Consider the following 23,361-nt stretch of genomic DNA (forward strand, 5'->3'; position numbering starts at 1 on the left):
TTGATTATGAGTGTTTTGTAATTAAGGCACACACATTGCCCAGAACCAACCAACCGAGAGGAGACAAAGTACCGCACCGCGTCATCCGCTACGGTATCGTAAAATTTTAATCAATAGATATTATGAAAACAAAAGACGTTTTGAATTTAGCCAAGTTGAGCACCATGCCCTTGGTATTCGTAATGGTATCCTGCAACAGTACCCAGGATTCGCAACCTGCGACAGAGGAGCAGGTTATCGCAGGCGAAACGGTCACCCCGGCAGACTACGCCACAGACCCGCACCTTGACAAAGACGTGAGGGAATTTCTCGGAAAGCTGAACGCCGGCGGCACTCCGTTGGAAACCCTTTCCCCGAAAGCCGCCAAACAGGTTCTGGTCGATGCCCAGGCATCGGTCGACGTGGACTTGAGCGGCGTGGAAGTTTCCGAGAAAACCATTTCCCAGGACGGACATACCATCCTGCTGAACATCGTGCGTCCTAAAGGGGTTTCCGAAAAATTGCCGGTATTCATATTCATACACGGAGGCGGATGGATCCTTGGCGACTTCCCGACGCACGAGCGCATGGTCCGTGACCTGGTCGTGCTCACAGGATATGCGTCGGTATTCGTGAACTACACCAGGACTCCCGAGGCGCAGTTCCCCGTTGCGATAAACGAGATATATGCGGCCACGAAATGGGTCGCGGAACACGGCGACGAAATCAATGTGGACGGAAAAAATCTGGCAGTGGTCGGGAACAGCGTAGGCGGTAATATGACGGCCGTCACGGCATTGAAGGCTAAGGAAAACAACGGCCCGAAAATAAAGGGTCTCGTAATGATGTGGCCGATAGTGGATGCAAATTTCGAGACGGAATCCTACAAATTATTCGGGAAAGACCGGTTCCTGAGCACCCCTTTAATGAAGTGGATGTATGATTTTTATATCCCGGACCCCTCGAAACGGAACGATATACACGCCTCGCCGCTTCAGGCATCCTTGGAGCAATTGAAAGGTTTGCCGCCGACATTGGTCGTCACTGCAGAAAACGACGTCTTAAGAGATGAGGGGGAGGCATTCGGAAGGAAACTCAACGAAGCGGGAGTCAAGGTAACCACCACGCGATACAACGGCATGATACACGATTTCGGTCTTTTAAATGCTCTTGCGACCCTGCCGGCCACCAAAGCGATGTTTGAGCAATCAGCCGGGCAACTCAAGGAGTTTCTGGGAAAATGACGCCGGATTTGCCGAATTGGCATACAGAAAGCCAAAATAGATAACAGCTAAATTATAATTATGAGCAATTTATATATAGATCGCAGGAAATTCATAGGATCCACAGGAATCCTGACGGCCGGATTATGGCTCTTCCCAAAACTTGTTTTTGAACAGGAAAGCCCCGTTGCCATCATTCGAAGAGCGGCAGCCACGGCAAAGATCACTGTGACCAGGCTTCGCGGAAACCTTTCCATGCTGGAAGGTTCGGGCGGAAATGTCCTGGTCCTTAACGGTCCGGAAGGCAAGCTGATGGTCGACGGAGGCATAGACCTCTCGCGGACGAACATGACCGCTGCGTTGGAGAGCATCAGCCCCGCGCCGTTGAAGCACCTGATCAATACCCATTGGCATTTCGACCACGTCGACGGAAACCTGTGGTTACACGAATCGGGTGCTTCGATTACGGCCCACGAAAATACGCTGAGGAACATGTCCAGGACAGTGACCGTCGAAGATTGGAATTTCACGTTTCCGCCTTACCCTGCCGGGTCGCTTCCCGAAAAGACATTCAGAAAAAAAGAATTCCTGGCGTTCAACGGGGAAGACATCGCCATGAGATATTACGGGCCTGCGCATACCGACAGCGACATTTCGGTTTATTTTCCGAAAGCCGACATACTTCACGTAGGCGACACGTGGTGGAACGGGCATTATCCTTTCATCGATTACAGCACGGGAGGCCATATCAAGGGTATGATCGAGGCCACGAACTACAACCTCAGGAAAGCCGGTGACGATACCATCATCATCCCTGGCCACGGCGAGATCGGCAATAAAAAGCAGTTGACCGTCTACAGGGACATGCTGGTCGATATCTACCAAAATGTAAAGACAATGAAAGATTCAGGTAAAAGCCTAAACCAGATCATTGCCGCGAAGCCCACCTCGAAATACGATGCAGTATTCGGGACATTTATCATAAACCCCGATTTTTTTACGAAACTGGTTTATAAAGGAGCCTGATGCATCGCGATCCTCAACAAATGAAAGCGATGATATTGGAGGAGCAGGGAGGTGTCGAGAACTTTTCGGTGGCCTCGGTCAAGATTCCCGCGATAAGCGCCGATGAAGTCCTGGTAAAGGTCAAGGCACTCAGCATCAATCCTGCCGATGTCATACTCCGCGTCAATAAAAATGTCAGTTGGGTCTTCGGTGGCGAGAAACCGATGATTCTCGGTTGGGATATTTCAGGTGTCGTGGTAGGAGTGGGACGGAACGTAGAACGTTTTGCCATCGGGGACGCCGTTTTCGGAGCCGTACGCCATCCCGGACACGGTAAGGCTTATGCCGAATATGTAGCGGCTCCGGCCGACCATCTCGCACACAAGCCGGAAAACCTGTCCCATTCAGAGGCAGCTGCTTCCACGCTCGCCGCTTTGACCGCATTGCAGCCCGTGCAAAAGGTAGGGATAAAAGAAGGCAGCCGGGTATTCATTACGGCCGCGGGCGGCGGGGTGGGCCATTTCGCGATTCAGATAGCCAAATATTACGGAGCCCATGTCGTGGCCTTGGCCTCGGAGTCAAAAAGGGAATTCGTGTTAGGTTTAGGAGCCGACGAGTTTATCAATTATGAGAAAGAGAGGTTCGAGGACAAAGTTTCCGGCATGGACTTGGCGATCGACTCGGTACGTACTCCCGGACATGTCTTGAGATCCCTCGCCGTGTTGCGTAAAGGAGGTGTGCTGATCAGCCTTTGGTCAGGCATCAGCGCACAAGAAGAGAAGGCGGCAAAGCAATTGGGAGTCACTGCCTTTTATAATGCCGTACAGTCATCGGGCAAAGACATGGAGTTTCTTGCCGGTCTTCTGGAAAGCAGGACAGTCGTCCCCTATATTTCAAAGACATACGGTTTCCTTGAAATTCCGCAGGCACACCTGGAAATAGAAACAGGCCAGACAAAAGGTAAGATTATAGTCGAAATGTGATGGAACAAGTAATTACTTCTACGGAAGCCGCCCTTGCCAGCGGTTTTGCGATGTCGGCTTACTGTCGGCTACTGGATATCAAAAAATGGGATTCGTGGAAAGACCTTATGGCCGGCGAGGCGACATTCGAGTTCCTGGACATTTCCGGGAACCGGGAACTATATTTTGATTCTCCTTCGGCCTTCGTGGCCGCCACAAAAGAATATATCGGTACAGCCGTTACCGTCCATCATCTTCACAATCAGGAAATATTGCAAACAGGGGCGGGTTCGGTCACGGTAAGATGGTCCATGGAAGACCGTATATGTTTCGATAAAGGGGCGCGTGCCGATTTTACCTTTTTCCACGGATTCGGACATTATACCGTAACCTTCGTAAAACGCAATGACGCGTGGCTTATCTCAAAGTTGGTACTGAGCAGGCTGGCGATATCCTTTCGTTGAGAAGCATCGATCACGCTTTGCGGCCGAGGTACCCGGTATACAATCCTTAACATTAAAAAACTAATTATGGAAAACAATAAGATGAAAGCACTCGTGCTCGAGGAGTTCGACAGGGAATTCGTCATGAAGGACCTGGATTTGCCCCAACCGGCCTCGGGCGAAGTCCTGGTCGCGATAAAGGCCAGCGGGATAAATCCGCTTGACCTTAAAATCAAGTCGGGGAAAGCCAGCCATGCCAAGGTCAGTTTACCGGCCATTTTGGGAATCGACATGGCGGGAACCGTGGCCGCGACCGGAAAAGGAGTCACCATGTTCAAACCGGGTGATGAGGTTTTCGGTATGACGGGCGGCATTGCAGGAGTGCAGGGTTCACTGGCCCAATATGCGTCTGTGGATCAAGACCTAATTGCGATCAAACCCCCCAATATCGATTTTAAGGAAGCCGCCTCGCTGCCTTTAGCGTTCATCACCGCCTGGGAGGGACTGGTAGACAGGGCGGCGATAAGCCGTTCCAAAAAAGTGCTCATACACGGCGGCGCCGGCGGGGTCGGCCACATTGCCGTGCAATTGGCACGGTCATTCGGTGCCGAGGTGTATGCAACGGGCGATGTGGCAAACAAGAAAGACATCGAGGATTTCGGCGCGGTCTTTATCGATTACAAGACACAAAGCGTTTCCGACTATGTGGGAGCATTCACCGACGGGGAAGGTTTCGACATCGTGTTCGATACCGTCGGCGGCGAAAACCTCGACCGATCCTTTACGGCAGTCAAGAATTACACAGGCCATGTAGTAAGCATTCTTGGTTGGGGAACCCACAGTCTGGCGCCCCTGTCCTTCAGGGGAGCTACATACTCCGGTGTGTTCACTTTGTTGCCGTTGATAACCGGGAAAGGACGCAAACATCACGGCGAGATCTTGCGCGAAGCTTCGAAGCTTGTCGAAGCAGGCAAGCTTCGGGGCAACACTCATCTTGGCTCGTACCGCCTGCATGAGGCCGAAGCGGCCCTCCAGATGATAGAGCGAGGGCTTGCGAACGGCAAGATCGTAATTGAGATAGACTGACCGGCCGAGCGTCTGAGCCCCGTCCAGATTCCAAAAAAAAAAAAGGGAAATAACAGAAATGATTCTAATAATTTTTAAATACTAAACATTATGCCTTTTGTAAACATCAAATTAGTAGACGGCGTCTTTACGCCTCAGCAAAAACACGAGATGGCCGCAGCCATTACCGACGTCATGGTAAAATTCGAGGGCTCCGAAGCTTTCAGGGAAGTCGTCTGGGTGTTGATCGAAGAATTGCACACCGACGGATGGCACATCGGAGGACGCCCTTTCGAGGGACCGAAATCTTTGATGCAGACTTTGGCGAACTCCAAATCCATTTATGAGACGATCGACGGGAATCCTACCTCTCGCGAGGAATTCGCCAAGGCAGCGCCTGTGAAAAGCAACTAGGAACCGATGGGATATCCTATAATTTTTATCGTTATGGCATTATTGGCGATCAAAACCGCAGTTGCTCAGGCCACGCCCGAGCAAAATCTGGAAGAAATGGGGATCATACTCCCGAAACTTCCGGACCCGACCAGCAACAGTTATGTAAACCTTGTCAGGAGTGGGAACTATGTCTTCGTTTCCGGAAAAGGACCGTTGACTCACGACTCGAAATACGTTACCGGCAAAGTGAACCGAGACATCTCGCTCGACGAGGCTAAAGAAGCGGCAAGGCTTTGCGCCATCCATCACATCGCAATCCTGAAACAAGAATTGGGAAATCTTGCCGGAATCAAAAAGGTGATCAAGGTTTCGGGTTTTATAAACAGCGACCCCGACTTCAACGATTTTCCGGCGGTCATGGACGCGTTCTCCAATGTGTTCATAGCCGTATTCGGCGAAAAGGGCAAGCATACCCGGACTGCCATAGGCGCCAACTCCTTGCCGTTCAATTGGGTGTTGGAGGTAGAAATCGTGGTCGAGGTTACCGATAGTAAGAGGCGCATGAAAGAAAACTGAAATGTTGCATGATAAGTACAAAGGCCGCTGTAGCGGCCTTTTTTTGCTGTTTACCAAAATTCCCCGTGCCTCCCGTCCGTGCCCCGATCAGGGTTCAGGGGCGTAAGTATCGGTAATGCAGTTGCGCGATGAGCTGACCCGATCCGTCGGTATCTGCGCCGTAGCCCGCCACAAGGATACCTTTGAGCCCGCATTGGGCAGACAAGGCAAAAACGATAGCCTCGTCGGCAGGGTCGGTGTCTCCTTCGTACCGGTAGACATCGGTTATCTCCAGCTCGTCCGGACAAAAAAAACGCCCGTCTGCCTTGAGTTTGCCGTCATATACCGTAAAATCGTGTCCGTACCCCTGTTCGCGCAAAATAGTGATGGCTTCCAGGACCGTCCCGTAATGAAATTGTCGCGTCGTTTCCATAGATTGGTTGTTTTTCGGATTATCGGATATGCTATTTTCCCCGTAAATGTAAAGCCTGTGTCCGTCGGGAACGATGTCCTTGAAAAGGTAATCGGCCGCAAAAGCCGCGGCTTTATCCGGGGTGACGTCCTTGAACCAGATGCCCTCAGGTTGGCTTATAACTATAGGCCCGTCGTTGCATCGTCCGTTGCACAAGGTCTTGGTGGTATGAATGCTTCCCGACCGGTCGTTTTCATCAATTTTCCGGCGGATGACCGCGGTGCTTTCCTCCGCTCCTTTCGCCTTACAGCTTCCGCCATTACACAGGAACAAGTGCTTTTTTATACAGGTGAGGTCTTTAATCGGCATTGGGCTTAAATGATTTGGTGCGCATGAATAGGTATGAGTAGAAAAGAAACATCAACACGAAGAAGGCCATACCGAACCCGGCCAACACGTCTTCCGCCAGGACAAACCACGGGAAAAACGACGACACCGTTTTATAACCGCCTACCAACAAGGCGGTACAGGCTATTATCCAGCCTAATTTCCTTCGGTAATCGGAAACCACCCGGTCGCCCGGGGCGGTCCTCATGATGGCATACAATACCCGGCAGTCTATCGTATCGGTAAAGATCATACCCGCAGAAAACGAAAAGCCCAACAAAAAGGAATACGAGATGCCAAGACCGCTTGTAGCGGTATAGGCCAACGCGGTGGCTTGTGTGGTAGTGTCGAAAACCATTGCGAAAAGTGCGCCGGTTGCCAATATGGCCAATGGATTCGAACTTCGCCGAAGCGGGGCGGGAAGGAACATCGATTTTAGGCCTTTCGGTCGGTAGGAATCGATTTTGAGTAGTGCGTATAAATTAGAGAAACCTACCCCCAATAAGATTATTCCGGGCACGAATTCAAGAAAATCCACCAGCGCACCCGGTAATTTCCAGGACGCGCTGAACACAGCGATGGCCACGATCACCAAGGTCACGACGAATCCGTGCCCCGCGGCAAATAAGGTGCCTGTCCACTTGGCCAGGTTCGGTTTCGTGTCGGCCAGCCGCACGCTCATCCCGTCGATGGCGGCGATATGGTCGGGATCGAACCCGTGCCGAATCCCCAAGAGCAGCATCAGCCATAAGCCCGGGAGTTCCATGATCAAAGGACGAGGTTATATCTTTTGGCCACCTCGGCTGTCTTTACGGCGATCTCGTCGGGCGTCAACACGCCTTTTTGGAGGAGTAGGTTAGAAGCCGAGACGATCCACTTTTCATAGTAAGATAATTTTCCGGCCATTTCACTCCCGATGTTTTCGGTTCCCCGCCTTTTTTCTTCCGTATTTACGATTTTATGGTAGTCAAGCACGTCCAAAAGAGCGTGGCAGCGTTTCTCCCACGGATAAAGGTCTCGTTCGAAGATGTGTATCTTATCATCGCTGCTCCCGGTACCGCCGATATCGTTAGGCAGGTGTTTTACAAGATTTTCAGTTGACATATGCGTTCTGTTTAGTTGCTTATACTCGGCAGGGCCACGCCGATCATGGTGTCCCTGGTGACCAACGCTTCCAGTTCTTCAGCGTTGAAGTTTTCAGTGCCCGCGGGGCGTAACGGCAACACCATATAGCGTTCGCTGGCGGTCGAATCCTGGACGATGACCTGCACCTCCTCGGGAATCAGTGTGCCGAATTCGGCCAGTACTGCCCGCGGCTCTCTCACCGTTCGCGACCGGTACTCCTTGCTTTTGTACCAATCAGGCGGAAGTCCCAGTATCGGCCTCGGATAACACGAGCAAAGCGTACAGACGATCACATGGTGTACGCCCGGGGTATTCTCCAGTACGGTCAGCTTGGTATTGTCATATATCGAAATGCCCATTTCCTCGGCCGCTGCGTTTCCATTTTGCACCAGCCGCGATCTGTAGGCAGGGTCCAGCCATGCCTTCACCACCATCTTCGCTCCCAATGCGGGGGAGCGGGAATCAAGCACCTCTATTTGCCTCCTGATTTCCTCGGGGCGGAGAATTCCTTTTTCGGTCAACAATTCCCGGATGCTTATTTCAAGTATTTCATAGTACGAAGGTGCAGCCTCATGAATTATAGGCTCGTGCTCTTCGGCATGGTCGTGCCCTTCGGGATGATTGTCCCCGTCGCGGCCCGTGTGCGGATTGTGTGCATTCTCGCTCATGTGATATCTTTTTTAATGGGTTCCAGCCAGTTTTCAAAAATCTCGATTTCAAGCATGTCGGTATCTGGCCCGTTGTACTCCTGCCACAGTTCTGTTTGCGGTATCCGTACCATGTAGTACCAGGATTCGTTGCCCGCGTTCCTGCCGAATGCTTCTTCCTCTGGGTTTATATGCCTTCCCAGGTTTTTCGAGATCGTGACGGTCCGTCCGCGCATGTACATCGGGACCCTATAATGTCCTACCGGAAATTTCATCGCGATCCTTACCTGTTCGCCGACCGTGTATGTTGCGGGGTTATAGTCTGTTGCCGATTTCATACTGGTTGTCGTTTACAACGGACCACACGTCAAAACAGATGCCAACCGGCCGAGATTCCGGTTAGTCACGGAAACGGGCCTTTTTGCCCCACGGTTTATTACGACATATGGTATTTTTACGTCACCGTTATGATATTTCGTACTGTCGGCAAGCCGTTTGGATTCACATGCGGTGGGAAATTCAAGCGTCGTGAAAAAGCATCGATTCGCGGGCAGACCTGTTGCCATCCGCATGCCGCGGTATTGCGGGCTAAGGCTGGTTATCGGCAGTGCGGGCCGGTACAATTGCGACCGCACTTAGCACGATTTTGGTACAAGCGACTCTATCAGCACGGTCCTTGCAGGGTCGGCAGATAAGATAGTGACCTAAAATAAACTGTAAAATGAAGACAACCAGCATCGGTATAACCGCGCCGTCTAAAGACCAGGTGGCACAGAAGCTCTCCCACATACTCGCCGACGAGTTCCTGTTATATACCAAGACCAGGAACGCACATTGGAACATAGAGGGACGAGACTTCCACGCCATGCATATTTTTTTCGAGTCGCAATATAAAGAGCTCGACGCCATGGTCGACATGATCGCCGAGCGAATCAGGACTATCGGGCATTATGCTCCTGCCTCCCTCCAGACGTTTCTTAACCTGACCCATCTCACCGAGCGCATATACCAGGAGAACAACGGCGAAGGTTTTATGAGAGAATTGCTTGCCGACCACGAAACGGTCGTCATCAAACTCAGGGAGCTTGTCGACTTCTTTTCGGGCAAGCTGCACGATCAGGGGTCGGCAGACTTCATCACAGGCCTCATGGAGCGGCATGAAAAACTCGCCTGGACGCTTCGGGCTCATTTGGTATGACGCCGGTGATTTCGACGAATAACATCCTGTAATCTTAATCTTCGAACGATGGAACATCCAAAAAAGAAAAAAGCACCCGACGGGAGCTTGCCGCCAATTACTTCTCAGCTGCGAAATGACGACGATCCTCCTCGCGAGGATGGGCCAAATACGACTAAATACCTCGAGCTGGAGCAAGCCGATCCCACTTATACGCCTCAGGGCCACCCGACGATGAACTCGGATTATTTTGAAACGGTCGAAGAGGGCAGGGACGAATATGACGAAGATGGCGACAACAGCCGCAATTCGGAGGCGTTCGACCAAGACGAAGATCTCCTGATTGACAATCTCGATCTCGATGAGGAAATGAACCGCTCCGTTTCTTCGGACGATTAAACGGGTTTTCTCGTCGCGCTTTCGGAACGACGGCCGGGTGCGTTGGGAAGTGGAGACGCCGGGCAATCGTTCCCGGATTGCGGAAAGCCGCTTAGTTAAGTTTATGCAACGACCCGCCCCCGCCGCCTCTTTGCCTCGCTACAAAAGAACCAATTCTACGCACGTATGGTTCCGGCACGAACACTCTGGCGATCTCACCGTAAAAAGACCGGAAGCGAGAAACCTGTCGGTTTCCAAGATCTCAAGATGTCGGGAAGTCCTCTGCACATATATGACCCGGCCGGGAAGACGTTTATTTTGTCGTGCGCAATCCACTCACCGGGAAAGTTTTTCGTATACCCTATAAGTACGCTTTTGGCCCCGATTCGCCTATGCCGCTTCCAGTATGTCGAAACTATCGATCCCCGGCCCCCAAACGCCTCAAAATCACCGACCGCAACCGTTCTTCATTCTCATCGCCCCATTGGCCTAAAATCGAGATCACCGGGATCAAGGTCTTGCCGAAATCGGTCAGATTGTATTCCACTTTCGGCGGCACGACCGGATAGATCGTTTTCGCGATAAGTTCGTGGTCTTCCAGTTCTTTTAACTGCATCGTCAAAACCCTCCTGGAGGCATCCGGAATTTTGCGCTGCAGCTCGCTGGGGCGCTTGTGCCCCTGATGGATGAACCACAACAGACGGACCTTCCATTTTCCGTACAGGACTTCGCCGATAAGGTCAAGCCCGCAATTCAGGTTCAAAGGTATCTTTCTCTCGTACATGGCGTAAAGGTAGGCAATGTTACAAATCGCGGATAGGGGAAAAATTCATCCCTATGCGATTCGATATTCCCTTATTGCAGGAACGTTACATACCTCCCAACTTTGCATGAAAATAATAAACGATGGAACACACATTCAATTTCAACAATGAATTATCGGGCAAGATCGCCCTTGTGACAGGAGGCACCAAAGGAACCGGACGGGCCATTGCGGAAAGGCTGCTGCAAGCCGGCGCGACGGTTGTGATCTCGGCAAGGAACGCGCCGGAAAACGAAGACGACAAGCTGCATTTCATTCCCGCAGACCTAAGTACGGCGGGAGGGTCTGAAAAAGTGATCAGCGAAGTGCTGTCGAGATACGGCAGGCTGGATATTCTCGTGAACAACCTGGGTTCGTCCTCGACACCCGCCGGAGGTTTTGCGGCATTAAGCGACGAAGAATGGGAATCGACCCTACAAGCCAACTTGTTTGCGCCCGTTCGGCTGGACAGGGGATTCCTGCCACAGATGATCGATCGGAAAAATGGGGTCATCATCCACATCGCCTCCATCCAGGGCCGATTGCCGTTGCATGACTCCACTTTACCGTATGCGGCCGCAAAGGCAGGCTTGATCAACTACAGCAAAAGCCTGTCGAATGAAGTGACGCCGAAAGGCGTGCGCGTGCTGACCGTTTCGCCGGGATGGATCAATACCTCGGCATCGACGGCGTGGCTGGGTGAGATCGCCCGAAACTCGAACAGCACGGTAGAAGAAGCCCGACAAGGCGTCATGGATGCGTTGGGCGGCATACCGTACGGCAGGCCCGCCGAACCCGAAGAAGTAGCCGAATTGGTCGGTTTCCTTGTTTCGCCAAGGGCCAATTATTTGACGGGAACCGAATTCGTGATCGACGGCGGCACGGTGCCCACAATTTAATCGTCTTTAAAAATAATGGAAATGAATTTACCGAAAGCGATAAAAGACCTGGTCGATGCTCAGAACAGCTTCGACAGCACAGCTTACGCCAACTGTTTCGCCGAAACCGCCGTGGTATCCGATGAAGGCAGGACCCATAACGGAAGAGGGGAAATCCGGGATTGGATTGAAGAAGCAAACCAAAAATACAGGTCGGTGATGCGACCGCTTGATTATACCGAAAACGGTGCGTCGGGCGTCTTATCTGCCGAGTGCTCGGGCACGTTTCCCGGCAGCCCGGTCGTATTGAAGTTTCATTTCGGGATCCTCGACGGAAAAATCCGGAATCTAAAAGTGACCGGATAACGAAATAAAATCAGCACGCACCCGATTTGCCAAAAACAGAACAACCCTTCCGACCTGGAGGGGTTTCTTTTTGCCCGGCCACGACAAAGCCGCTCAATCCGAGACGGATAGGTCGGGACGGCCCTTTCAGTCGTCGGATGAGAACATGACTAAAGAAAGATGATTGATTCGGAAATTTTAAGGGTAAAACCATAAAAACGTCTGGTAACCGCGGCGCTCGTCATCGCTGGCCGCGTTAGCACGAACGATCTTTTTCTTAACTTCGTCTTCGTTCGGCAGAGAGAACGCTCCCTGAATGCGGCGACGGCCAAGATGCCGGAGGCGTAGCCCGAAAGCTTTACCTAAATGAACATTCCATATGAAATTCACCTACAGTTGTAGTATAGATGATTATTTACAGTATCAACTTTATACCGCATCTACAAGTCCGACAATCAAAAAGCAACGGCTAAAAAGCCTGCTGATATTTTCTATCGTACTGATCGCTGCTTCCTATTTCTTCAATGAATTCAGGAGTTTTTTTGAAGTTGCAGTGATTACTGCCCTAAATCTCGGATTGATAACGTTGTACGCTGTCTACTTACGCAATCATTACAGGCAGCATTACCGGAAATTCATTAAGGACAATTACAAAAATAAAGCTGAAAAAATATCGTCTGTTACCTTCCGGGAGCACTATATTGAAACGATCGACGAAACCGGAGAATCTAAAATAAATTACACGAATCTGGAAGAAGTTAATGAAATCAGGGAGTATATCTTTCTCAAATTGAAAACCGGCGAAAGTCTTATCTTCCCCAAATCAGAAATTCAGGATATCGACGGCTTACGTGGAAAATTAGCGGAGCTGTCGGATGAATACAATTTGAAAAGTAATGTAGATTTAAACTGGAAATGGTAAAAGCTTCAGCTGACAGCCGATCGTGACCGTAACTGGCTTTGAATGAATCGCCGGTCTGATTTGCTGAGATAACATTACTTTTCCGATGGTCGCAATGGCTGTAAAGGTGCCACATGTCGCCATCAATCACCCCCAATTATGATGAATAGAATTCTCTTTCTTTTACTAATTTCAACCAACGGATTGTTCGCCCAGAACAACGGTGATACTGAAATATTGATAAAAAAAATTCTTAGTGACAGCACGTATGGCAAAGGTGAGCTTCGGGTTATCATGGAATTGGAAAAGGATCCTGTTGAAGATGCGTTGAAAGAAATGGAATCTTCAACCGAATTTGTAAATCCTTCAGACGGTGCAAAAATTGTTATTTCAAAGAAAGAGAAGAAGGAGTTGATTCGCGGCATACGATCCCAATACGGAAAAACAATTGACGGTAAATTTTTTAACGGGCATAAATGGATAAGCTATAAATACATAAAGCCGTATCTGGAACAAAGCACAAATAGGGTTGACGGCAATCGTGTAATGATGATTACCGAACCTGTATACATCAGGAACGGTGAAATATGCATGATATACACGTTGCATTTATGTTGTGATTTCGGGGGACAGGCAAGTTTGTGGTTTTACAAAAAAGAAAAGGGCAATTGGCGCAAATGGATCCCTATAAGCCAGGGGTTATTTAAAAGGCACGAATCGTCGTAAACAAACAGCATGTTACAGCAGAAATTTTTAGTCAGACGCGGTTTTACCGACAATCATTTACGAGAATTGACCATCAACGAAGATGAACTGAAATTCGAAGATGGGGATTCGACGAATCCGTTTAAAATTTTTCAGGGTTCTGAAATCAAAGATTACAGAAAAAAAGTTACATTAGACAATAATTTTTCCGAAAATAAATTTCTCTCCTTTAGGGGAAATATGCCGAACAGGTACCTTTTACAATAGTAGGCTTAATCAAATTTATTTTAAGATGAAAAAATTATTTGTTGTTCTGGCAATGTTGTTGTCCTTTGGAATCAACGCACAAGAGAAAGTTGGCGAAGTTAGAAGCGGTTCTTACGTTATTACTGCAAGTTTGAATCTGGTCAAACCAGTTTGGGCTCAGCTTGCAAGGGATGCGGGCTTCAATGACCCGCTCATATTTACCATTGAAAAAATCACAAACGACGATAGTACTTTTTATTACTGTCTATATGCAACGAATGCTGCAAAAACGGTAAGTATTGCAACCGGTATTGAATTGAGCGGATCGAACTTCTTGAAATTGCCGATTTCTTCAGGATCTTTCGGGGGCGGGACATTAACCTGCTCCGGTTGTAATGTCGGTTGCCATCCTAAATACCTTAGCAAAGATAAGGTTTGGATATGTTGGCCGGGATGCGTTGATGGCTGCACTAAGACAGAAACTATTACTACCAAAAACTTTTCTTCCCAATGAGAAATTTGATGTATATTCTGATCATTACCTTATTTGCCCAGTGCAAACAGGTAAGTGATAATAGTGTCGGCTATGAAAAAGATGGTCGGTTTACACTGGACTATCCTCAAAAAGACTCCATCGTTACCGCATGGAATAAAATACTATCCGACAACAAATTACAGTCGATGGTGAAGGATATTTCCATAATCGAAGGCACTGATTATGGCAATCACAAAAAATTTTATGCCTTGTTAGGACGCACCTCTGCCGATTCTGCCCAGGTAGCACAAAGTCTGATAAAAAAAGGATCTAAATTCTATTTCGACGGTGAAACCCCACAAACATTGGTCTGTCACGGTTCCAATGATTGCAAGCCTGTTAAAGGATACGATCAATGGGGGTGCGATTCAGGAGATGATCTGAAGTGTCATAAAATAGAGTCCATCAATGTTTCTCAGGATTCCCCTTGACTTAACTTTAGAATTCATAATCACAAAGCGATCTGTCTGAACCTTTGCGGCGTCAGGTGCCCGTCTGCGCGCTCATGGCGCCGGGATAGGAAAGGTTTATTTTAGCTGCGCCGAATCTTCGGAGCTGGAAAGTTTGCATGAATATCGAAGTACAGGCATGGGCCTCGATTTCCTCCGCTGCGCTTTGGAAAAGGGCGTAGTGTAAGGGAAAGTTAAGTCTTACGATTGATAGGATAGGGAATAGGTTGAATAAGGGAAAGTTTATACATTTATAAACCGTTATGCAAGATTTGAGAACGCGAACATCGAAAATAACATATTATGAAATTAAGATTTGTACTTTTTTTAATACTTCCTTTTCTTTCGTATGCGGATTGCTCAAGTAATGGAATTTGGGTCTTTCCCGGTAAATCTCAAATACAAACTAATTCCGTTTTTGTGATTACTGGATACGCAAATAGCCAAGAGATAATAAAAGGATTCAATGACAAATTCAATATTTATCTGTTCGACGGGATTGAAAAAGTAAATCTGGTTGTAAGGGAAACCAATATTGGTGGGTTTTCACTAACTCAGGCAATTTTAAAGCCCGATGGGATCTTAAAACCGAATCATAGTTACAGGATAATAATTGAGAACCTGCCAGAATATGAACTGATCGAAAGATACGATCCGGATGGCATCAGAACCTACAACCCGGAATATACGGTGATAGATTCTAATGACTCCGAGCCTCCAAAATATTCTGAGCCCGCAAAGATTGTAGATAAAACATATAACATGTATGGTTGTGGTCCCGCCGAATATGTGATATTCAATTGCCCAATCAAAGATCAATCAGAATATTTGATCAAAGCCAATGTCAAAAATTTGGAAAATGGCACAATTAAATCCTTCTATGTACTTCCATTTAAAAACCAGCTAAGCATCGGTCACGGAATGTGTTCAGGAGAATTCAGTTTCAATGGAAGCTCGACGTACGAAGTCTCATTTGAAATCATGGATGCATCAGGGAACTCTACTGAATGGACACAAAATCCAATCTCTTTTTCACGTCCTACTTTCGAAGATCAAAAAAAATAATCTGGAAGAACAAACCTCGCATAACGCCTATTCACGCCATTGCTGGCTGATGACTGATTGAACGAGCCGTTTCCAAAACTTCGTATCTTAACCGCGGAGAATGCTCTCATGTCGCCATCAATCACCCCCAATTATGATGCATAGAATTCTCTTTCTCTTACTAATTTCAACCAACGGATTGTTCGCCCAGGACAACGGTGATACCGAAATACTGATAAAAAAAATCCTTAGTGACAGCACGTATGGCAAAGGTGAGCTTCGGGTTATCATGGAATTGGAAAAGGATCCTGTTGAAGACGCGTTGAACGAAATGGAATCTTCAACCGAATTTGTAAATCCTTCGGACGGTGCAAAAATTGTTATTTCAAAGAAAGAGAAGAAGGAGTTGATTCGCGGCATACGATCCCAATACGGAAAAACAATTGACGGTAAATTTTTTAACGGGCATAAATGGATAAGCTATAAATACATAAAGCCGTACTTGGAGCAAAGCACAAGTAGGGTTAACAGCAACCGTGTAATGATGATTACCGAGCCTGTATACATCAGGAACGGTGAAATATGCATGATATACACGTTGCATTTATGTTGTGATTTCGGGGGACAGGCAAGTTTGTGGTTTTACAAAAAAGAAAAGGGCAATTGGAACAAATGGATCCCTATAAGCCAAGGGTTATTTTAGAAGGCACGAATCGTCGTAAACAAAAAGAATGGTACAAGAGAAATTTTTAGTCAGACGCGGTTTTACAGACAATCATTTACGGGAATTGACGATCAACGGGAATGAATTGAAATTTGAAGATGGGGATTCGACGAATCCGTTCAAAATTTTTCCGGGTCCTGAAATCAAAGATTACAGATTCGGAATCCGGTGGATTAAATTCGAATTGACCTACGGAAGGGAATACCAAATATTTGTTCGCGATTCGGATAACAACTCAATCAAGATAACGTTCAAATCTTACTTCGGAAGAAAGCGAAACCAACTGCATAAACTTTACATCAACATCTTGGATCGACTTTGGGATTGCTACTTCTCGCGAATGGTAGATAGATATCGCGAGCAATTTGCGGATGGTATGGAATTTTCGATCAACGACGTGCTGTTCAATAAAGACTTTATCGAAATCAGTGTCAGCGGAATAGTAAGCCAAAGCCGGAAACGAATTTATTGGGACAACGTCAGGACATCAAGTTACTGGACCTATTTTGCCATCTACTCTGTTGAAAACCCATCCGAAATAAATAGGGGATATAGTTATAAAGAAGATTGGAACACGAATGTCCTGTATAGTACTTTGAGGACAATTTTGCGGGAAAAGGGAATCGAAAAATATGAGTAAAACGGTATGGCCTTTAGCAAGTCGATATAATTGCTATTTGTATCCAGTAGTTTCATTGTAATGGACATCTTGTTCGGCATATGGAAGGAGTGCACAAAATGTTAATCGAAGTTGGCAATGGGCACAAGATGGAATCGCCATCAAAGAATTTTTATAAAAACCGTGTGTCAATTTTTTCAAACAAAAATGATTGACACAACTTTTGTGTCAAAAGCAAATGAAGCGAAAAATTGACACAGCTTTTTTTTTTCATAGTACAAAAAGTATGATTGCACCATTGGGAACGGATGTTTTCATTTTCATAACCTTTGCGGCGTCAGGTGCCCGCCTGTGCGCTCATGTCGCTGGAATAGGAAGTTTTTTATTTTCAGCTGCGCTGAATCTTCGGGCCCGGAAAGTTTCCGATATCGAGGTACAGGCTTGGGCCTCGATTTCCGCCGCTGCGCTTTTGGAAATGGGCGTAGGGTAAGGGAGAGTTAAGTCTTACTAACGATAGAATAGGGAATAGGTTGAATAAGGGAAAGTTTATACATTTATAAACCAGTCGTACGACATTTTTGAAACTGTCTTCCAACAACCAAACACGTAAATATGAAATTCAAACTCTATACATCGTTTTTAGTTCTTTCATTAGGTCTAATAATTAAAGTTTTACAAACGGAAAATGACATTGTAGGAACATGGAATTATGTTGAAACCCGTAATTCGTCAGGCCAAAAAATAAAATCGTATACCACAGGATTTGGAGAAGTTGAAGCCAGTGGACCTAAAATTATTTATAATTCTAACGCATCTTATAAAATGATTTTCTCTCCAAAAAATATTGACTCCGGAAATTGGAGATTTGATAAGTCGGAAATGAAAATCATTCATCAACTTTACATTGACAGTACAGATTGGATTGGAAAAGATTTAATCAAAAATGGCGAAGCAAAAAAGTATAAAGACGGAAAATATTACGAGATGATTGAAACAAAAGTTTCGAAGCTAACTAAAAATGAAATGGTCATAGTTAGCCGAGATGTTTTGGAAGTATATAAAAAATCAAATTAAAACGTCGCACAACCGCCACTAACCAAAATGGCGGATGATGACTAACGGGAAAATCTCTGTTCCAAAGCCGCAAAACATTTATTTTTTCAAACTTTTCAAGTTAGAAAAAATCAAAAGTTTTGCTACCTTTCTTCCGGGCGGAGAGTACTTTCTCCGCCAGCCGCCTGACGTTGGCAGAAATATTTGAAAAAATTGTAGAAAATGAAAATTATAAAAATACTATTAATTCTATTAATTTTTTCTTCTTGCAAAAACAGAACTGAATATGTCAGAACCAAAATTATCTTATCGGAAATAGACAATTTAAAATCTAAATCTGAAATAGAAAAGTTTATACAAAAAAGCGACACAAATTATAGAAGCTATGAATTAAAAAATCTTCAAGATTTTGACAGAGGTTTTGGAGGTGATAGTCTAAACAAAATTTTAGCCAACAAGCTTAATGTAAAAATCAATTATAAAAAAGTTGATTTTGATAATAATGGCTATACAGATTTGCTCGCAATTGGAGACAATCATACATGTTATGGCGAAGCTGAAAAATCCTGTAGTTTTTCACCTATCGTCATAATGAATTATGGAAAAAACAAAACTAAAGTATTTAATATCGATTTGGACCGGGGAAAAGCGATAGTTCCCAAAGTTGAATTTGTAGATACTCAACCATTTTTAGTCATCTACCAGAATAAATTAACTGATTGGCAAAAGAAAACCTATTCCGTATCCAAAACTATTTTAACTTTTAAATTTGGGGATTTTATAGAATATAATGCAAATCCAAAATCAAACAAAATCACTAAAATTGAATTCGAGACTTCCGGATGTTTTGGTACTTGTCCTGTTTACAATCTAACTTTGAATAGGGATTCGTTATCCACATTTGATGCCCGACATTATAACTTCAATAAAAACAGGGAAATCGCATACGAAAAACAAGAGGGTGTTTTCACAACTTCAATTAATAAAATGGAGTTTGATAAGTTAGAAGAAATTTTAAATTATTGCGATTTTGAAAATTTAAGTAGCGAATACTCTGTAATGCATACCGACGATCAAACAGGAAATTTGAAAGTCATCTTTAATAATGGTAAAGTAAAAACGGTACATGATTACGGAATGATTGGAACTAATGGCTTAAAAATTCTTTATGAAAAATTGGCGGAACTCAGGTTTAATCAAAAATGGAGGAAAAAGTGATATATGAGACAAGCCAAAACATCTAAGTGAGAATTCAAATTTCGTCACAATGAAAAATGCAAATGTCAAATTTGGAAAACATTATAAACTAGAAGTACTTTTCAAAGACAAAATAATTTTTGAATCCGAATTATACAATCACGGAATTGATTTTTATTTTGAAGAAGATCAACCTAATATTTCGCAAGGAATCAAATATTTCTTGAAAGATTCTGACAGAGCTGAAGTTGACTCAATAATTGTGCAAAATGAGATAGTCGCGAGCACTGAAACAATCCAATTGTCTGATTATAGAGATGAGGCAAAGGTTCAAAAACTATATTTGAAAGTTACAGTTGTAATAACAATATTAATCGGAGTTGTTTCATTAATTATTTCTTTAATGAAGTAAAGGCACGATCCCATAACCGCCGTTAATTTCGATTACGGCAAGCGGACTAAGTTTACGAGCTCTTCTTTAGTTTTCGTACTTTTCCACGGAGAGTACCCTCTCAGAATCGCCGCAACCGAAATCAGCCCCCTAACGTTACCAGCAATTTACGATGGACTCAAAACACAAGAAAATAATCAGTTTACTAGAGTCATATCTAGAAAGAAATCCTGACCAAAGATTTGGACAAGCTCTGTTAAATCTTGGTATAAATCAATTTAAGAATGAAAATCCTGAAAGAAAAGATTTTTCTATCCGCGATATTTATAATGATTCAGACCAAGCAATAATTGGACGCATCGAATCGCAACTGGCTTGGTTTGATTTACAAGAGACTGTTAGCAATGCTTTATCCGGAAGTCTTGAATTAAAAGGGATGACAGTAAATGAAAAACTATATATGACTGGCTTAATGAATGAATTTGATAAACATAAAATCCACAATAAGGAATTTGCCAGATTTATATTAAAGTCTTTAAGTGTTGATGCAGATTCAATCTCCTTAATTCTAATGTAAACTGCTGGTAACAGCGGCTTTTTGTTACCTCTGGTTCATTTTAACGGGAACCAACGTTTTCTTCGTTTGCATTCGGTGGAGAGTACTCTATCCGAAAGGCCTCAACCGAAATTAGCGGTCTAACGTTAGCAATGTCTACGCAGGTTCAGAAAACAAATACAACACCCATGAAGAAAATTCTCTACAGAGGCGGACTACTTCAATTTAAAATCCCCGAAAACGACGTCGAGGAATACGATGAAATCGAAGGCGCAACCTTTTATGAAGATGGCCCGTATACCGGAACTGTACGGCTGAACGTGATCACGTTGGAGAAACCGGGCGGGAGCGTTGCAGAGAGATAGAAGATTTTTTAATCCGAAAGAATGCCGACAATAGTACGCTCCGGAAATACGCTTCCGCGAGGAAAAAAATTTATCGTCGCTGTTTCGGCTTATCCGACGTCTTTGTTTTAGAAGTGTAAACTGAATAAGTTTTTGGTAGTTCTCGTGATAAAGGAAGAAAATCGCCGTCCTTCACAAGTAGTAGTTCTTTATCGCTTATGATAACAACCCATACTACTACGTTCGTACTCGGCTTCATTTGAATAACATTCAATTCGTTGCTATAGCACCAAGTTCCTTTACGAATTTCCCCCATATTGTTTTGAGTGAAACTTAAGTCCTTGTCAAATGTTATTTGAAAATCGAACACATGGCTCATTTTTGTGCCGTTAGATGTCGTAAAACTGTATTTCCAACTTTGACATAGTGTTTTTTCAATTTGAGTTTTATCTATTTTATTTTGTTGGGAATAGCTCAAATGACTTGTCAATGATAGTGCAATCAAAGCAAATGTTCTTAATAAATTCATTGATACCGTACATCTTGGATGACGAATATATGAAATGGTTTTTGTGTAATCCGATTGTGGGAATAATATATTTTTATAACGGTACAAAAATGTGTGTAGTATAGTATTGCATTTTTTTCGGCTCAACACCTGTATGCTTCGTGCCGACTCAATCACGATCTGCCGCTGTAGAGAAGTAAGGAACGATGGATTGATAAGCATTCTTCACGTAATCGTGGTTAAGAGTGCGGGAGATTGTTATTAACTGCGTTGCGAAGCCTTCTTTTCCCTCGCAGCAAAAGAGGCAACCCCGAAGCATCTGGAGCGTGTTGCGGGACCGCACACATGGCCGCCACATTCGGAAGCGAAAAAAACTCGCCAGTAGTACATTGGTTTCCGGAAGTCCGGTTCGGCTCAAACAGTTTTTCGCTTTTTCCGAACCTTTGTGGCGTCAGGTGTCCGCCTGCGCGCTCATGGCGCTGGGATAGGAAGGTTTTCTTTTTAGCTGCGCTGAATCTTCGGGCCTGGAAAGTTTCCGTTTACATCGAGGTACAGGCTTGGGCCTCGATTTCCGCCGCTGCGCTTTGGAAAAGGGCGTGGGGTAAGGAGAGTTAAGTCTTACTAATGATAGGATAGGGTAGTTTGAATAAAGGAAAGTTTTACATTTATAAACCAGTTGGCTGCAATTTCAAAAGACGGGTACCAAAAATCTCCACATTTATGAATGAAGTAAATCCTGAAAATAACCCACCAAAGCCTTTATCGCTAAAACTCGTAAGTGCCTTTAAAAACTTTAAAGAATATCTGCCTTTGGCAATTGCTTCCGCGACTATTATTGGTGGAATAAATCAATTTTACAATCTCCTCTCGATTGACACTTATTATGTGAGATTTTTTTCGGCAACTCAGCTAATAAGTGATGGTCTTTGGATTTTATATCTCTTACTTCCTTTTTACATCATTTTTACAATAATGCTCCCATTCATAATTGCTGGAGACAAATATTATTTAGAGAGATTCGACCCTGTAAGTGAGGATGGAAAATTCCAACGGAAAAAAGCGATTTGGTATAATGTTTTGCTGATTATGACTTTGTATCCGACGAGTTATTACTTCATTTTAACTGGTAGATGGCCGTATATGAGCTTTCTGCTGGTTATGTACACATTCCCAGCAATGAGAGCCAATTTTAAGCTCGCGAAAAAATATGATAAAGAAATTATTTTCGAATTATTCGGATTTATATCTTTTCTTGCATTTCTTTCGGGACTATACTTTACTTGGACTTGGACTTTTCGAGATAACGAAATTCCCAATAATTTGGAGAATAGTAGTTTTGTGACTGACAAGATTATCAAGAATTATCCAAACTACTCAAACAAAATTTTGTACATGAATGATAAATACGTGTTCACACAGATTTATTGTGATTCCATTGATGATCCTAATCGAAAAATTCTGTTGTTCCCAATAGAAACTTTTCAAAAAAGCGAGTCCAAATAATAGAAACTGCAGCCAACCGCCGCTAACCAAAATGGCGGGTGATGACTAAGTGGAAGATCTTGTTTCCAAAACTCCGTATATTCGTTTCGGAGAATACTCTCTCCAAAAGCCGCCACTTTTGGTTAGCGGCCTAACGTTGTGCAACAGCGATTGACGACCAAGCGTGTAAAATACAGTAATTGAAATAATTCTTAGAAAATATGGATATGAAAAATTTTATATTTATTTCTCTACTAACCTTACTTACTTTGAGTTCACAAGGTCAAATTCAAAATAATTCTGCCTTACCAAAACCAATAGAAGGTCAATTTGAAAATCCAATCTATAAGTTATTTCCAACTGAGAACTATTGGACTTTCATTAAGTTGGATACTCGAAACGGAAAAATGTCACAAGTTCATTTTACAATATCCGAAGAAGGCTACGAAGGTGAACTAATCTTAAATTCAGATTCACTTGTATTGACTAGCGAAGAGGTTAATGGAAGATTTACACTCTATCCAACAAAAAACATGTACAATTTTATATTACTTGACCAAATCAATGGAAGAACATATCAAGTTCAATGGAATAGTGAGAAAGAAAAAAGATTTGTAAGTCGCATATATTAAATCTGCCTAATTATTTCGCCGATCGCACAACCACCGTCATGGTAGCAGAATGACTAAGCGGAAGAGCTTGTTCCAAAAGCCGCAAAACTTAGATTTTCCTGCTTTGCCAAGCTAGGAAAAATTTTCGTCTCGGCGGAGAGATCCGTCTCCGGAGGGCTGCCACGATTGTTATAAGGAAGACAAATACGATACGGCG

At 44.8% G+C, this 23,361-nt stretch carries 32 protein-coding genes; 26 read left to right on the forward strand and 6 right to left on the reverse strand.

What is annotated here, in order from left to right; translation table 11 throughout:
• Positions 1-122 precede the first annotated feature (122 nt).
• The 7 genes from HZF10_RS01860 (at position 123) to HZF10_RS01890 (ending at position 5,649) form a co-directional block, all read left to right on the forward strand.
• On the forward strand, positions 123-1,223 hold the full coding sequence (locus HZF10_RS01860) for an alpha/beta hydrolase (protein WP_246282434.1): 1,101 nt from the start codon (positions 123-125) through the stop codon (positions 1,221-1,223).
• A 60-nt stretch (positions 1,224-1,283) separates the two neighbouring features.
• Positions 1,284-2,228 (forward strand): MBL fold metallo-hydrolase, encoded by a 945-nt coding sequence (locus HZF10_RS01865; protein WP_217703327.1) that lies wholly within the window; start codon positions 1,284-1,286, stop codon positions 2,226-2,228.
• Positions 2,228-3,190 (forward strand): NADP-dependent oxidoreductase, encoded by a 963-nt coding sequence (locus tag HZF10_RS01870; protein WP_246282435.1) that lies wholly within the window; start codon positions 2,228-2,230, stop codon positions 3,188-3,190. Before HZF10_RS01865 ends, HZF10_RS01870 begins: the two co-directional genes overlap by 1 nt.
• Positions 3,190-3,633, forward strand: coding sequence for a nuclear transport factor 2 family protein (locus tag HZF10_RS01875; RefSeq protein WP_176004473.1), 444 nt, complete (start codon positions 3,190-3,192; stop codon positions 3,631-3,633). Before HZF10_RS01870 ends, HZF10_RS01875 begins: the two co-directional genes overlap by 1 nt.
• Before the next feature lie 66 nt (positions 3,634-3,699).
• Positions 3,700-4,698 (forward strand): zinc-dependent alcohol dehydrogenase family protein, encoded by a 999-nt coding sequence (locus HZF10_RS01880; protein ID WP_176004474.1) that lies wholly within the window; start codon positions 3,700-3,702, stop codon positions 4,696-4,698.
• Between the two features lie 90 nt (positions 4,699-4,788).
• Entirely contained in the window at positions 4,789-5,091 is a 303-nt protein-coding gene (locus HZF10_RS01885; RefSeq protein WP_176004475.1) for a tautomerase family protein, read from the forward strand.
• 6 nt (positions 5,092-5,097) lie between these two features.
• Positions 5,098-5,649, forward strand: a complete 552-nt coding sequence (locus HZF10_RS01890) for a RidA family protein (protein ID WP_176004476.1) — start codon at positions 5,098-5,100, stop codon at positions 5,647-5,649.
• A 94-nt stretch (positions 5,650-5,743) separates the two neighbouring features.
• Here HZF10_RS01890 and HZF10_RS17905 read toward each other — a convergent pair whose 3' ends face one another.
• The 5 genes from HZF10_RS17905 to HZF10_RS01915 are packed head-to-tail and all read right to left on the reverse strand — an operon-like array spanning position 5,744 to position 8,537.
• On the reverse strand, positions 5,744-6,409 hold the full coding sequence (locus tag HZF10_RS17905) for a (2Fe-2S) ferredoxin domain-containing protein (protein ID WP_217703328.1): 666 nt from the start codon (positions 6,407-6,409) through the stop codon (positions 5,744-5,746).
• Positions 6,399-7,193 carry a HoxN/HupN/NixA family nickel/cobalt transporter gene (locus tag HZF10_RS01900; protein WP_246282442.1) on the reverse strand — a complete coding sequence of 265 codons (795 nt, stop codon included), beginning with the start codon at positions 7,191-7,193 and terminating at the stop codon, positions 6,399-6,401. The genes HZF10_RS17905 and HZF10_RS01900 overlap by 11 nt, the downstream gene beginning before the upstream one ends.
• 2 nt (positions 7,194-7,195) lie before the next feature.
• On the reverse strand, positions 7,196-7,531 hold the full coding sequence (locus HZF10_RS01905) for an SH3-like domain-containing protein (protein ID WP_176004478.1): 336 nt from the start codon (positions 7,529-7,531) through the stop codon (positions 7,196-7,198).
• Positions 7,532-7,542: 11 nt separating this feature from the next.
• On the reverse strand, positions 7,543-8,220 hold the full coding sequence (locus HZF10_RS01910; protein ID WP_176004479.1) for a nitrile hydratase subunit alpha: 678 nt from the start codon (positions 8,218-8,220) through the stop codon (positions 7,543-7,545).
• Positions 8,217-8,537: an SH3-like domain-containing protein gene (locus HZF10_RS01915; RefSeq protein ID WP_176004480.1), complete on the reverse strand. Its 321-nt coding sequence runs from the start codon at positions 8,535-8,537 to the stop codon at positions 8,217-8,219. The genes HZF10_RS01910 and HZF10_RS01915 overlap by 4 nt, the downstream gene beginning before the upstream one ends.
• A 383-nt stretch (positions 8,538-8,920) precedes the next feature.
• Here HZF10_RS01915 and HZF10_RS01920 point away from each other — a divergent pair, with 383 nt between their 5' ends.
• Together HZF10_RS01920 and HZF10_RS01925 are read left to right on the forward strand one after the other, a co-directional pair.
• Positions 8,921-9,397 carry a Dps family protein gene (locus HZF10_RS01920; protein ID WP_176004481.1) on the forward strand — a complete coding sequence of 159 codons (477 nt, stop codon included), beginning with the start codon at positions 8,921-8,923 and terminating at the stop codon, positions 9,395-9,397.
• A gap of 48 nt (positions 9,398-9,445) precedes the next feature.
• Entirely contained in the window at positions 9,446-9,775 is a 330-nt protein-coding gene (locus tag HZF10_RS01925; RefSeq protein ID WP_176004482.1) for a hypothetical protein, read from the forward strand.
• A 394-nt stretch (positions 9,776-10,169) separates the two neighbouring features.
• On the opposite strand, the gene HZF10_RS01930 is transcribed toward HZF10_RS01925, so the two are convergent.
• Complete coding sequence (locus HZF10_RS01930) at positions 10,170-10,538, reverse strand: winged helix-turn-helix transcriptional regulator (RefSeq protein ID WP_176004483.1); 369 nt, start codon at positions 10,536-10,538, stop codon at positions 10,170-10,172.
• Between the two features lie 122 nt (positions 10,539-10,660).
• Here HZF10_RS01930 and HZF10_RS01935 point away from each other — a divergent pair, with 122 nt between their 5' ends.
• The 17 genes from HZF10_RS01935 to HZF10_RS02015 all read left to right on the forward strand — a co-directional run bounded on the left by HZF10_RS01935 (position 10,661) and on the right by HZF10_RS02015 (position 23,165).
• Positions 10,661-11,455, forward strand: a complete 795-nt coding sequence (locus HZF10_RS01935) for an SDR family oxidoreductase (protein ID WP_176004484.1) — start codon at positions 10,661-10,663, stop codon at positions 11,453-11,455.
• 21 nt (positions 11,456-11,476) lie between these two features.
• On the forward strand, positions 11,477-11,800 hold the full coding sequence (locus HZF10_RS01940; RefSeq protein WP_176004485.1) for a nuclear transport factor 2 family protein: 324 nt from the start codon (positions 11,477-11,479) through the stop codon (positions 11,798-11,800).
• 358 nt (positions 11,801-12,158) lie between these two features.
• Positions 12,159-12,701 (forward strand): YcxB family protein, encoded by a 543-nt coding sequence (locus tag HZF10_RS01945; RefSeq protein WP_176004486.1) that lies wholly within the window; start codon positions 12,159-12,161, stop codon positions 12,699-12,701.
• A gap of 138 nt (positions 12,702-12,839) precedes the next feature.
• On the forward strand, positions 12,840-13,406 hold the full coding sequence (locus HZF10_RS01950) for a hypothetical protein (RefSeq protein ID WP_176004487.1): 567 nt from the start codon (positions 12,840-12,842) through the stop codon (positions 13,404-13,406).
• Positions 13,407-13,677: 271 nt separating this feature from the next.
• Positions 13,678-14,145, forward strand: a complete 468-nt coding sequence (locus tag HZF10_RS01955) for a hypothetical protein (RefSeq protein WP_176004488.1) — start codon at positions 13,678-13,680, stop codon at positions 14,143-14,145.
• Complete coding sequence (locus HZF10_RS01960; protein ID WP_176004489.1) at positions 14,142-14,597, forward strand: hypothetical protein; 456 nt, start codon at positions 14,142-14,144, stop codon at positions 14,595-14,597. The genes HZF10_RS01955 and HZF10_RS01960 overlap by 4 nt, the downstream gene beginning before the upstream one ends.
• A 321-nt stretch (positions 14,598-14,918) precedes the next feature.
• Positions 14,919-15,680 (forward strand): hypothetical protein, encoded by a 762-nt coding sequence (locus tag HZF10_RS01965; protein ID WP_176004490.1) that lies wholly within the window; start codon positions 14,919-14,921, stop codon positions 15,678-15,680.
• A gap of 133 nt (positions 15,681-15,813) precedes the next feature.
• A complete protein-coding gene (locus tag HZF10_RS01970; protein WP_176004491.1) occupies positions 15,814-16,362 on the forward strand; it encodes a hypothetical protein in 549 nt (182 codons plus the stop codon).
• Between the two features lie 28 nt (positions 16,363-16,390).
• Positions 16,391-17,023 carry a hypothetical protein gene (locus tag HZF10_RS01975; RefSeq protein WP_176004492.1) on the forward strand — a complete coding sequence of 211 codons (633 nt, stop codon included), beginning with the start codon at positions 16,391-16,393 and terminating at the stop codon, positions 17,021-17,023.
• 217 nt (positions 17,024-17,240) lie between these two features.
• Positions 17,241-17,492, forward strand: a complete 252-nt coding sequence (locus HZF10_RS01980; RefSeq protein ID WP_218833177.1) for a hypothetical protein — start codon at positions 17,241-17,243, stop codon at positions 17,490-17,492.
• 122 nt (positions 17,493-17,614) lie between these two features.
• Positions 17,615-18,076 (forward strand): hypothetical protein, encoded by a 462-nt coding sequence (locus tag HZF10_RS01985; RefSeq protein WP_176004494.1) that lies wholly within the window; start codon positions 17,615-17,617, stop codon positions 18,074-18,076.
• A 201-nt stretch (positions 18,077-18,277) separates the two neighbouring features.
• Positions 18,278-19,273: a DUF6438 domain-containing protein gene (locus HZF10_RS01990; RefSeq protein WP_176004495.1), complete on the forward strand. Its 996-nt coding sequence runs from the start codon at positions 18,278-18,280 to the stop codon at positions 19,271-19,273.
• Positions 19,274-19,322: 49 nt separating this feature from the next.
• The gene (locus HZF10_RS01995; RefSeq protein WP_176004496.1) at positions 19,323-19,664 is read left to right on the forward strand and encodes a hypothetical protein; all 342 of its coding nucleotides are present in this window, start codon (positions 19,323-19,325) and stop codon (positions 19,662-19,664) included.
• 151 nt (positions 19,665-19,815) lie between these two features.
• Positions 19,816-20,220, forward strand: coding sequence for a hypothetical protein (locus HZF10_RS02000; RefSeq protein ID WP_176004497.1), 405 nt, complete (start codon positions 19,816-19,818; stop codon positions 20,218-20,220).
• A gap of 167 nt (positions 20,221-20,387) precedes the next feature.
• Positions 20,388-20,564: a hypothetical protein gene (locus HZF10_RS02005; RefSeq protein ID WP_176004498.1), complete on the forward strand. Its 177-nt coding sequence runs from the start codon at positions 20,388-20,390 to the stop codon at positions 20,562-20,564.
• A 1,207-nt stretch (positions 20,565-21,771) separates the two neighbouring features.
• Complete coding sequence (locus HZF10_RS02010) at positions 21,772-22,554, forward strand: hypothetical protein (RefSeq protein WP_176004499.1); 783 nt, start codon at positions 21,772-21,774, stop codon at positions 22,552-22,554.
• A 206-nt stretch (positions 22,555-22,760) separates the two neighbouring features.
• The gene (locus tag HZF10_RS02015; protein WP_176004500.1) at positions 22,761-23,165 is read left to right on the forward strand and encodes a hypothetical protein; all 405 of its coding nucleotides are present in this window, start codon (positions 22,761-22,763) and stop codon (positions 23,163-23,165) included.
• Positions 23,166-23,361: the final 196 nt, after the last annotated feature.

Origin of the sequence: Flavobacterium agri (assembly GCF_013401995.1) — a bacterium.
In the GTDB taxonomy this organism is placed as follows: Bacteria; Bacteroidota; Bacteroidia; order Flavobacteriales; family Flavobacteriaceae; genus Flavobacterium; species Flavobacterium agri.

What these genes read in the sequence shown, in the direction of transcription:
- HZF10_RS01970 (WP_176004491.1), top strand. Translation starts at nt 15,814, where the DNA reads ATGATGCATAGAATTCTCTTTCTCTTACTAATTTCAACCAACGGATTG.
- HZF10_RS01915 (WP_176004480.1), bottom strand. Translation starts at nt 8,537, where the DNA reads ATGAAATCGGCAACAGACTATAACCCCGCAACATACACGGTCGGCGAA.
- HZF10_RS01930 (WP_176004483.1), bottom strand. Translation starts at nt 10,538, where the DNA reads ATGTACGAGAGAAAGATACCTTTGAACCTGAATTGCGGGCTTGACCTT.
- HZF10_RS01935 (WP_176004484.1), top strand. Translation starts at nt 10,661, where the DNA reads ATGGAACACACATTCAATTTCAACAATGAATTATCGGGCAAGATCGCC.
- HZF10_RS01885 (WP_176004475.1), top strand. Translation starts at nt 4,789, where the DNA reads ATGCCTTTTGTAAACATCAAATTAGTAGACGGCGTCTTTACGCCTCAG.
- HZF10_RS01920 (WP_176004481.1), top strand. Translation starts at nt 8,921, where the DNA reads ATGAAGACAACCAGCATCGGTATAACCGCGCCGTCTAAAGACCAGGTG.
- HZF10_RS01955 (WP_176004488.1), top strand. Translation starts at nt 13,678, where the DNA reads ATGAAAAAATTATTTGTTGTTCTGGCAATGTTGTTGTCCTTTGGAATC.
- HZF10_RS01975 (WP_176004492.1), top strand. Translation starts at nt 16,391, where the DNA reads ATGGTACAAGAGAAATTTTTAGTCAGACGCGGTTTTACAGACAATCAT.
- HZF10_RS01905 (WP_176004478.1), bottom strand. Translation starts at nt 7,531, where the DNA reads ATGTCAACTGAAAATCTTGTAAAACACCTGCCTAACGATATCGGCGGT.
- HZF10_RS01910 (WP_176004479.1), bottom strand. Translation starts at nt 8,220, where the DNA reads ATGAGCGAGAATGCACACAATCCGCACACGGGCCGCGACGGGGACAAT.
- HZF10_RS01950 (WP_176004487.1), top strand. Translation starts at nt 12,840, where the DNA reads ATGATGAATAGAATTCTCTTTCTTTTACTAATTTCAACCAACGGATTG.
- HZF10_RS01870 (WP_246282435.1), top strand. Translation starts at nt 2,228, where the DNA reads ATGCATCGCGATCCTCAACAAATGAAAGCGATGATATTGGAGGAGCAG.
- HZF10_RS01945 (WP_176004486.1), top strand. Translation starts at nt 12,159, where the DNA reads ATGAAATTCACCTACAGTTGTAGTATAGATGATTATTTACAGTATCAA.
- HZF10_RS02015 (WP_176004500.1), top strand. Translation starts at nt 22,761, where the DNA reads ATGAAAAATTTTATATTTATTTCTCTACTAACCTTACTTACTTTGAGT.
- HZF10_RS01985 (WP_176004494.1), top strand. Translation starts at nt 17,615, where the DNA reads ATGAAATTCAAACTCTATACATCGTTTTTAGTTCTTTCATTAGGTCTA.
- HZF10_RS01995 (WP_176004496.1), top strand. Translation starts at nt 19,323, where the DNA reads ATGAAAAATGCAAATGTCAAATTTGGAAAACATTATAAACTAGAAGTA.
- HZF10_RS02000 (WP_176004497.1), top strand. Translation starts at nt 19,816, where the DNA reads ATGGACTCAAAACACAAGAAAATAATCAGTTTACTAGAGTCATATCTA.
- HZF10_RS01900 (WP_246282442.1), bottom strand. Translation starts at nt 7,193, where the DNA reads ATGGAACTCCCGGGCTTATGGCTGATGCTGCTCTTGGGGATTCGGCAC.
- HZF10_RS01880 (WP_176004474.1), top strand. Translation starts at nt 3,700, where the DNA reads ATGGAAAACAATAAGATGAAAGCACTCGTGCTCGAGGAGTTCGACAGG.
- HZF10_RS17905 (WP_217703328.1), bottom strand. Translation starts at nt 6,409, where the DNA reads ATGCCGATTAAAGACCTCACCTGTATAAAAAAGCACTTGTTCCTGTGT.
- HZF10_RS02010 (WP_176004499.1), top strand. Translation starts at nt 21,772, where the DNA reads ATGAATGAAGTAAATCCTGAAAATAACCCACCAAAGCCTTTATCGCTA.
- HZF10_RS01980 (WP_218833177.1), top strand. Translation starts at nt 17,241, where the DNA reads ATGAAGCGAAAAATTGACACAGCTTTTTTTTTTCATAGTACAAAAAGT.
- HZF10_RS01960 (WP_176004489.1), top strand. Translation starts at nt 14,142, where the DNA reads ATGAGAAATTTGATGTATATTCTGATCATTACCTTATTTGCCCAGTGC.
- HZF10_RS01965 (WP_176004490.1), top strand. Translation starts at nt 14,919, where the DNA reads ATGAAATTAAGATTTGTACTTTTTTTAATACTTCCTTTTCTTTCGTAT.
- HZF10_RS01890 (WP_176004476.1), top strand. Translation starts at nt 5,098, where the DNA reads ATGGGATATCCTATAATTTTTATCGTTATGGCATTATTGGCGATCAAA.
- HZF10_RS01925 (WP_176004482.1), top strand. Translation starts at nt 9,446, where the DNA reads ATGGAACATCCAAAAAAGAAAAAAGCACCCGACGGGAGCTTGCCGCCA.
- HZF10_RS02005 (WP_176004498.1), top strand. Translation starts at nt 20,388, where the DNA reads ATGAAGAAAATTCTCTACAGAGGCGGACTACTTCAATTTAAAATCCCC.
- HZF10_RS01860 (WP_246282434.1), top strand. Translation starts at nt 123, where the DNA reads ATGAAAACAAAAGACGTTTTGAATTTAGCCAAGTTGAGCACCATGCCC.
- HZF10_RS01865 (WP_217703327.1), top strand. Translation starts at nt 1,284, where the DNA reads ATGAGCAATTTATATATAGATCGCAGGAAATTCATAGGATCCACAGGA.
- HZF10_RS01875 (WP_176004473.1), top strand. Translation starts at nt 3,190, where the DNA reads ATGGAACAAGTAATTACTTCTACGGAAGCCGCCCTTGCCAGCGGTTTT.
- HZF10_RS01940 (WP_176004485.1), top strand. Translation starts at nt 11,477, where the DNA reads ATGAATTTACCGAAAGCGATAAAAGACCTGGTCGATGCTCAGAACAGC.
- HZF10_RS01990 (WP_176004495.1), top strand. Translation starts at nt 18,278, where the DNA reads ATGAAAATTATAAAAATACTATTAATTCTATTAATTTTTTCTTCTTGC.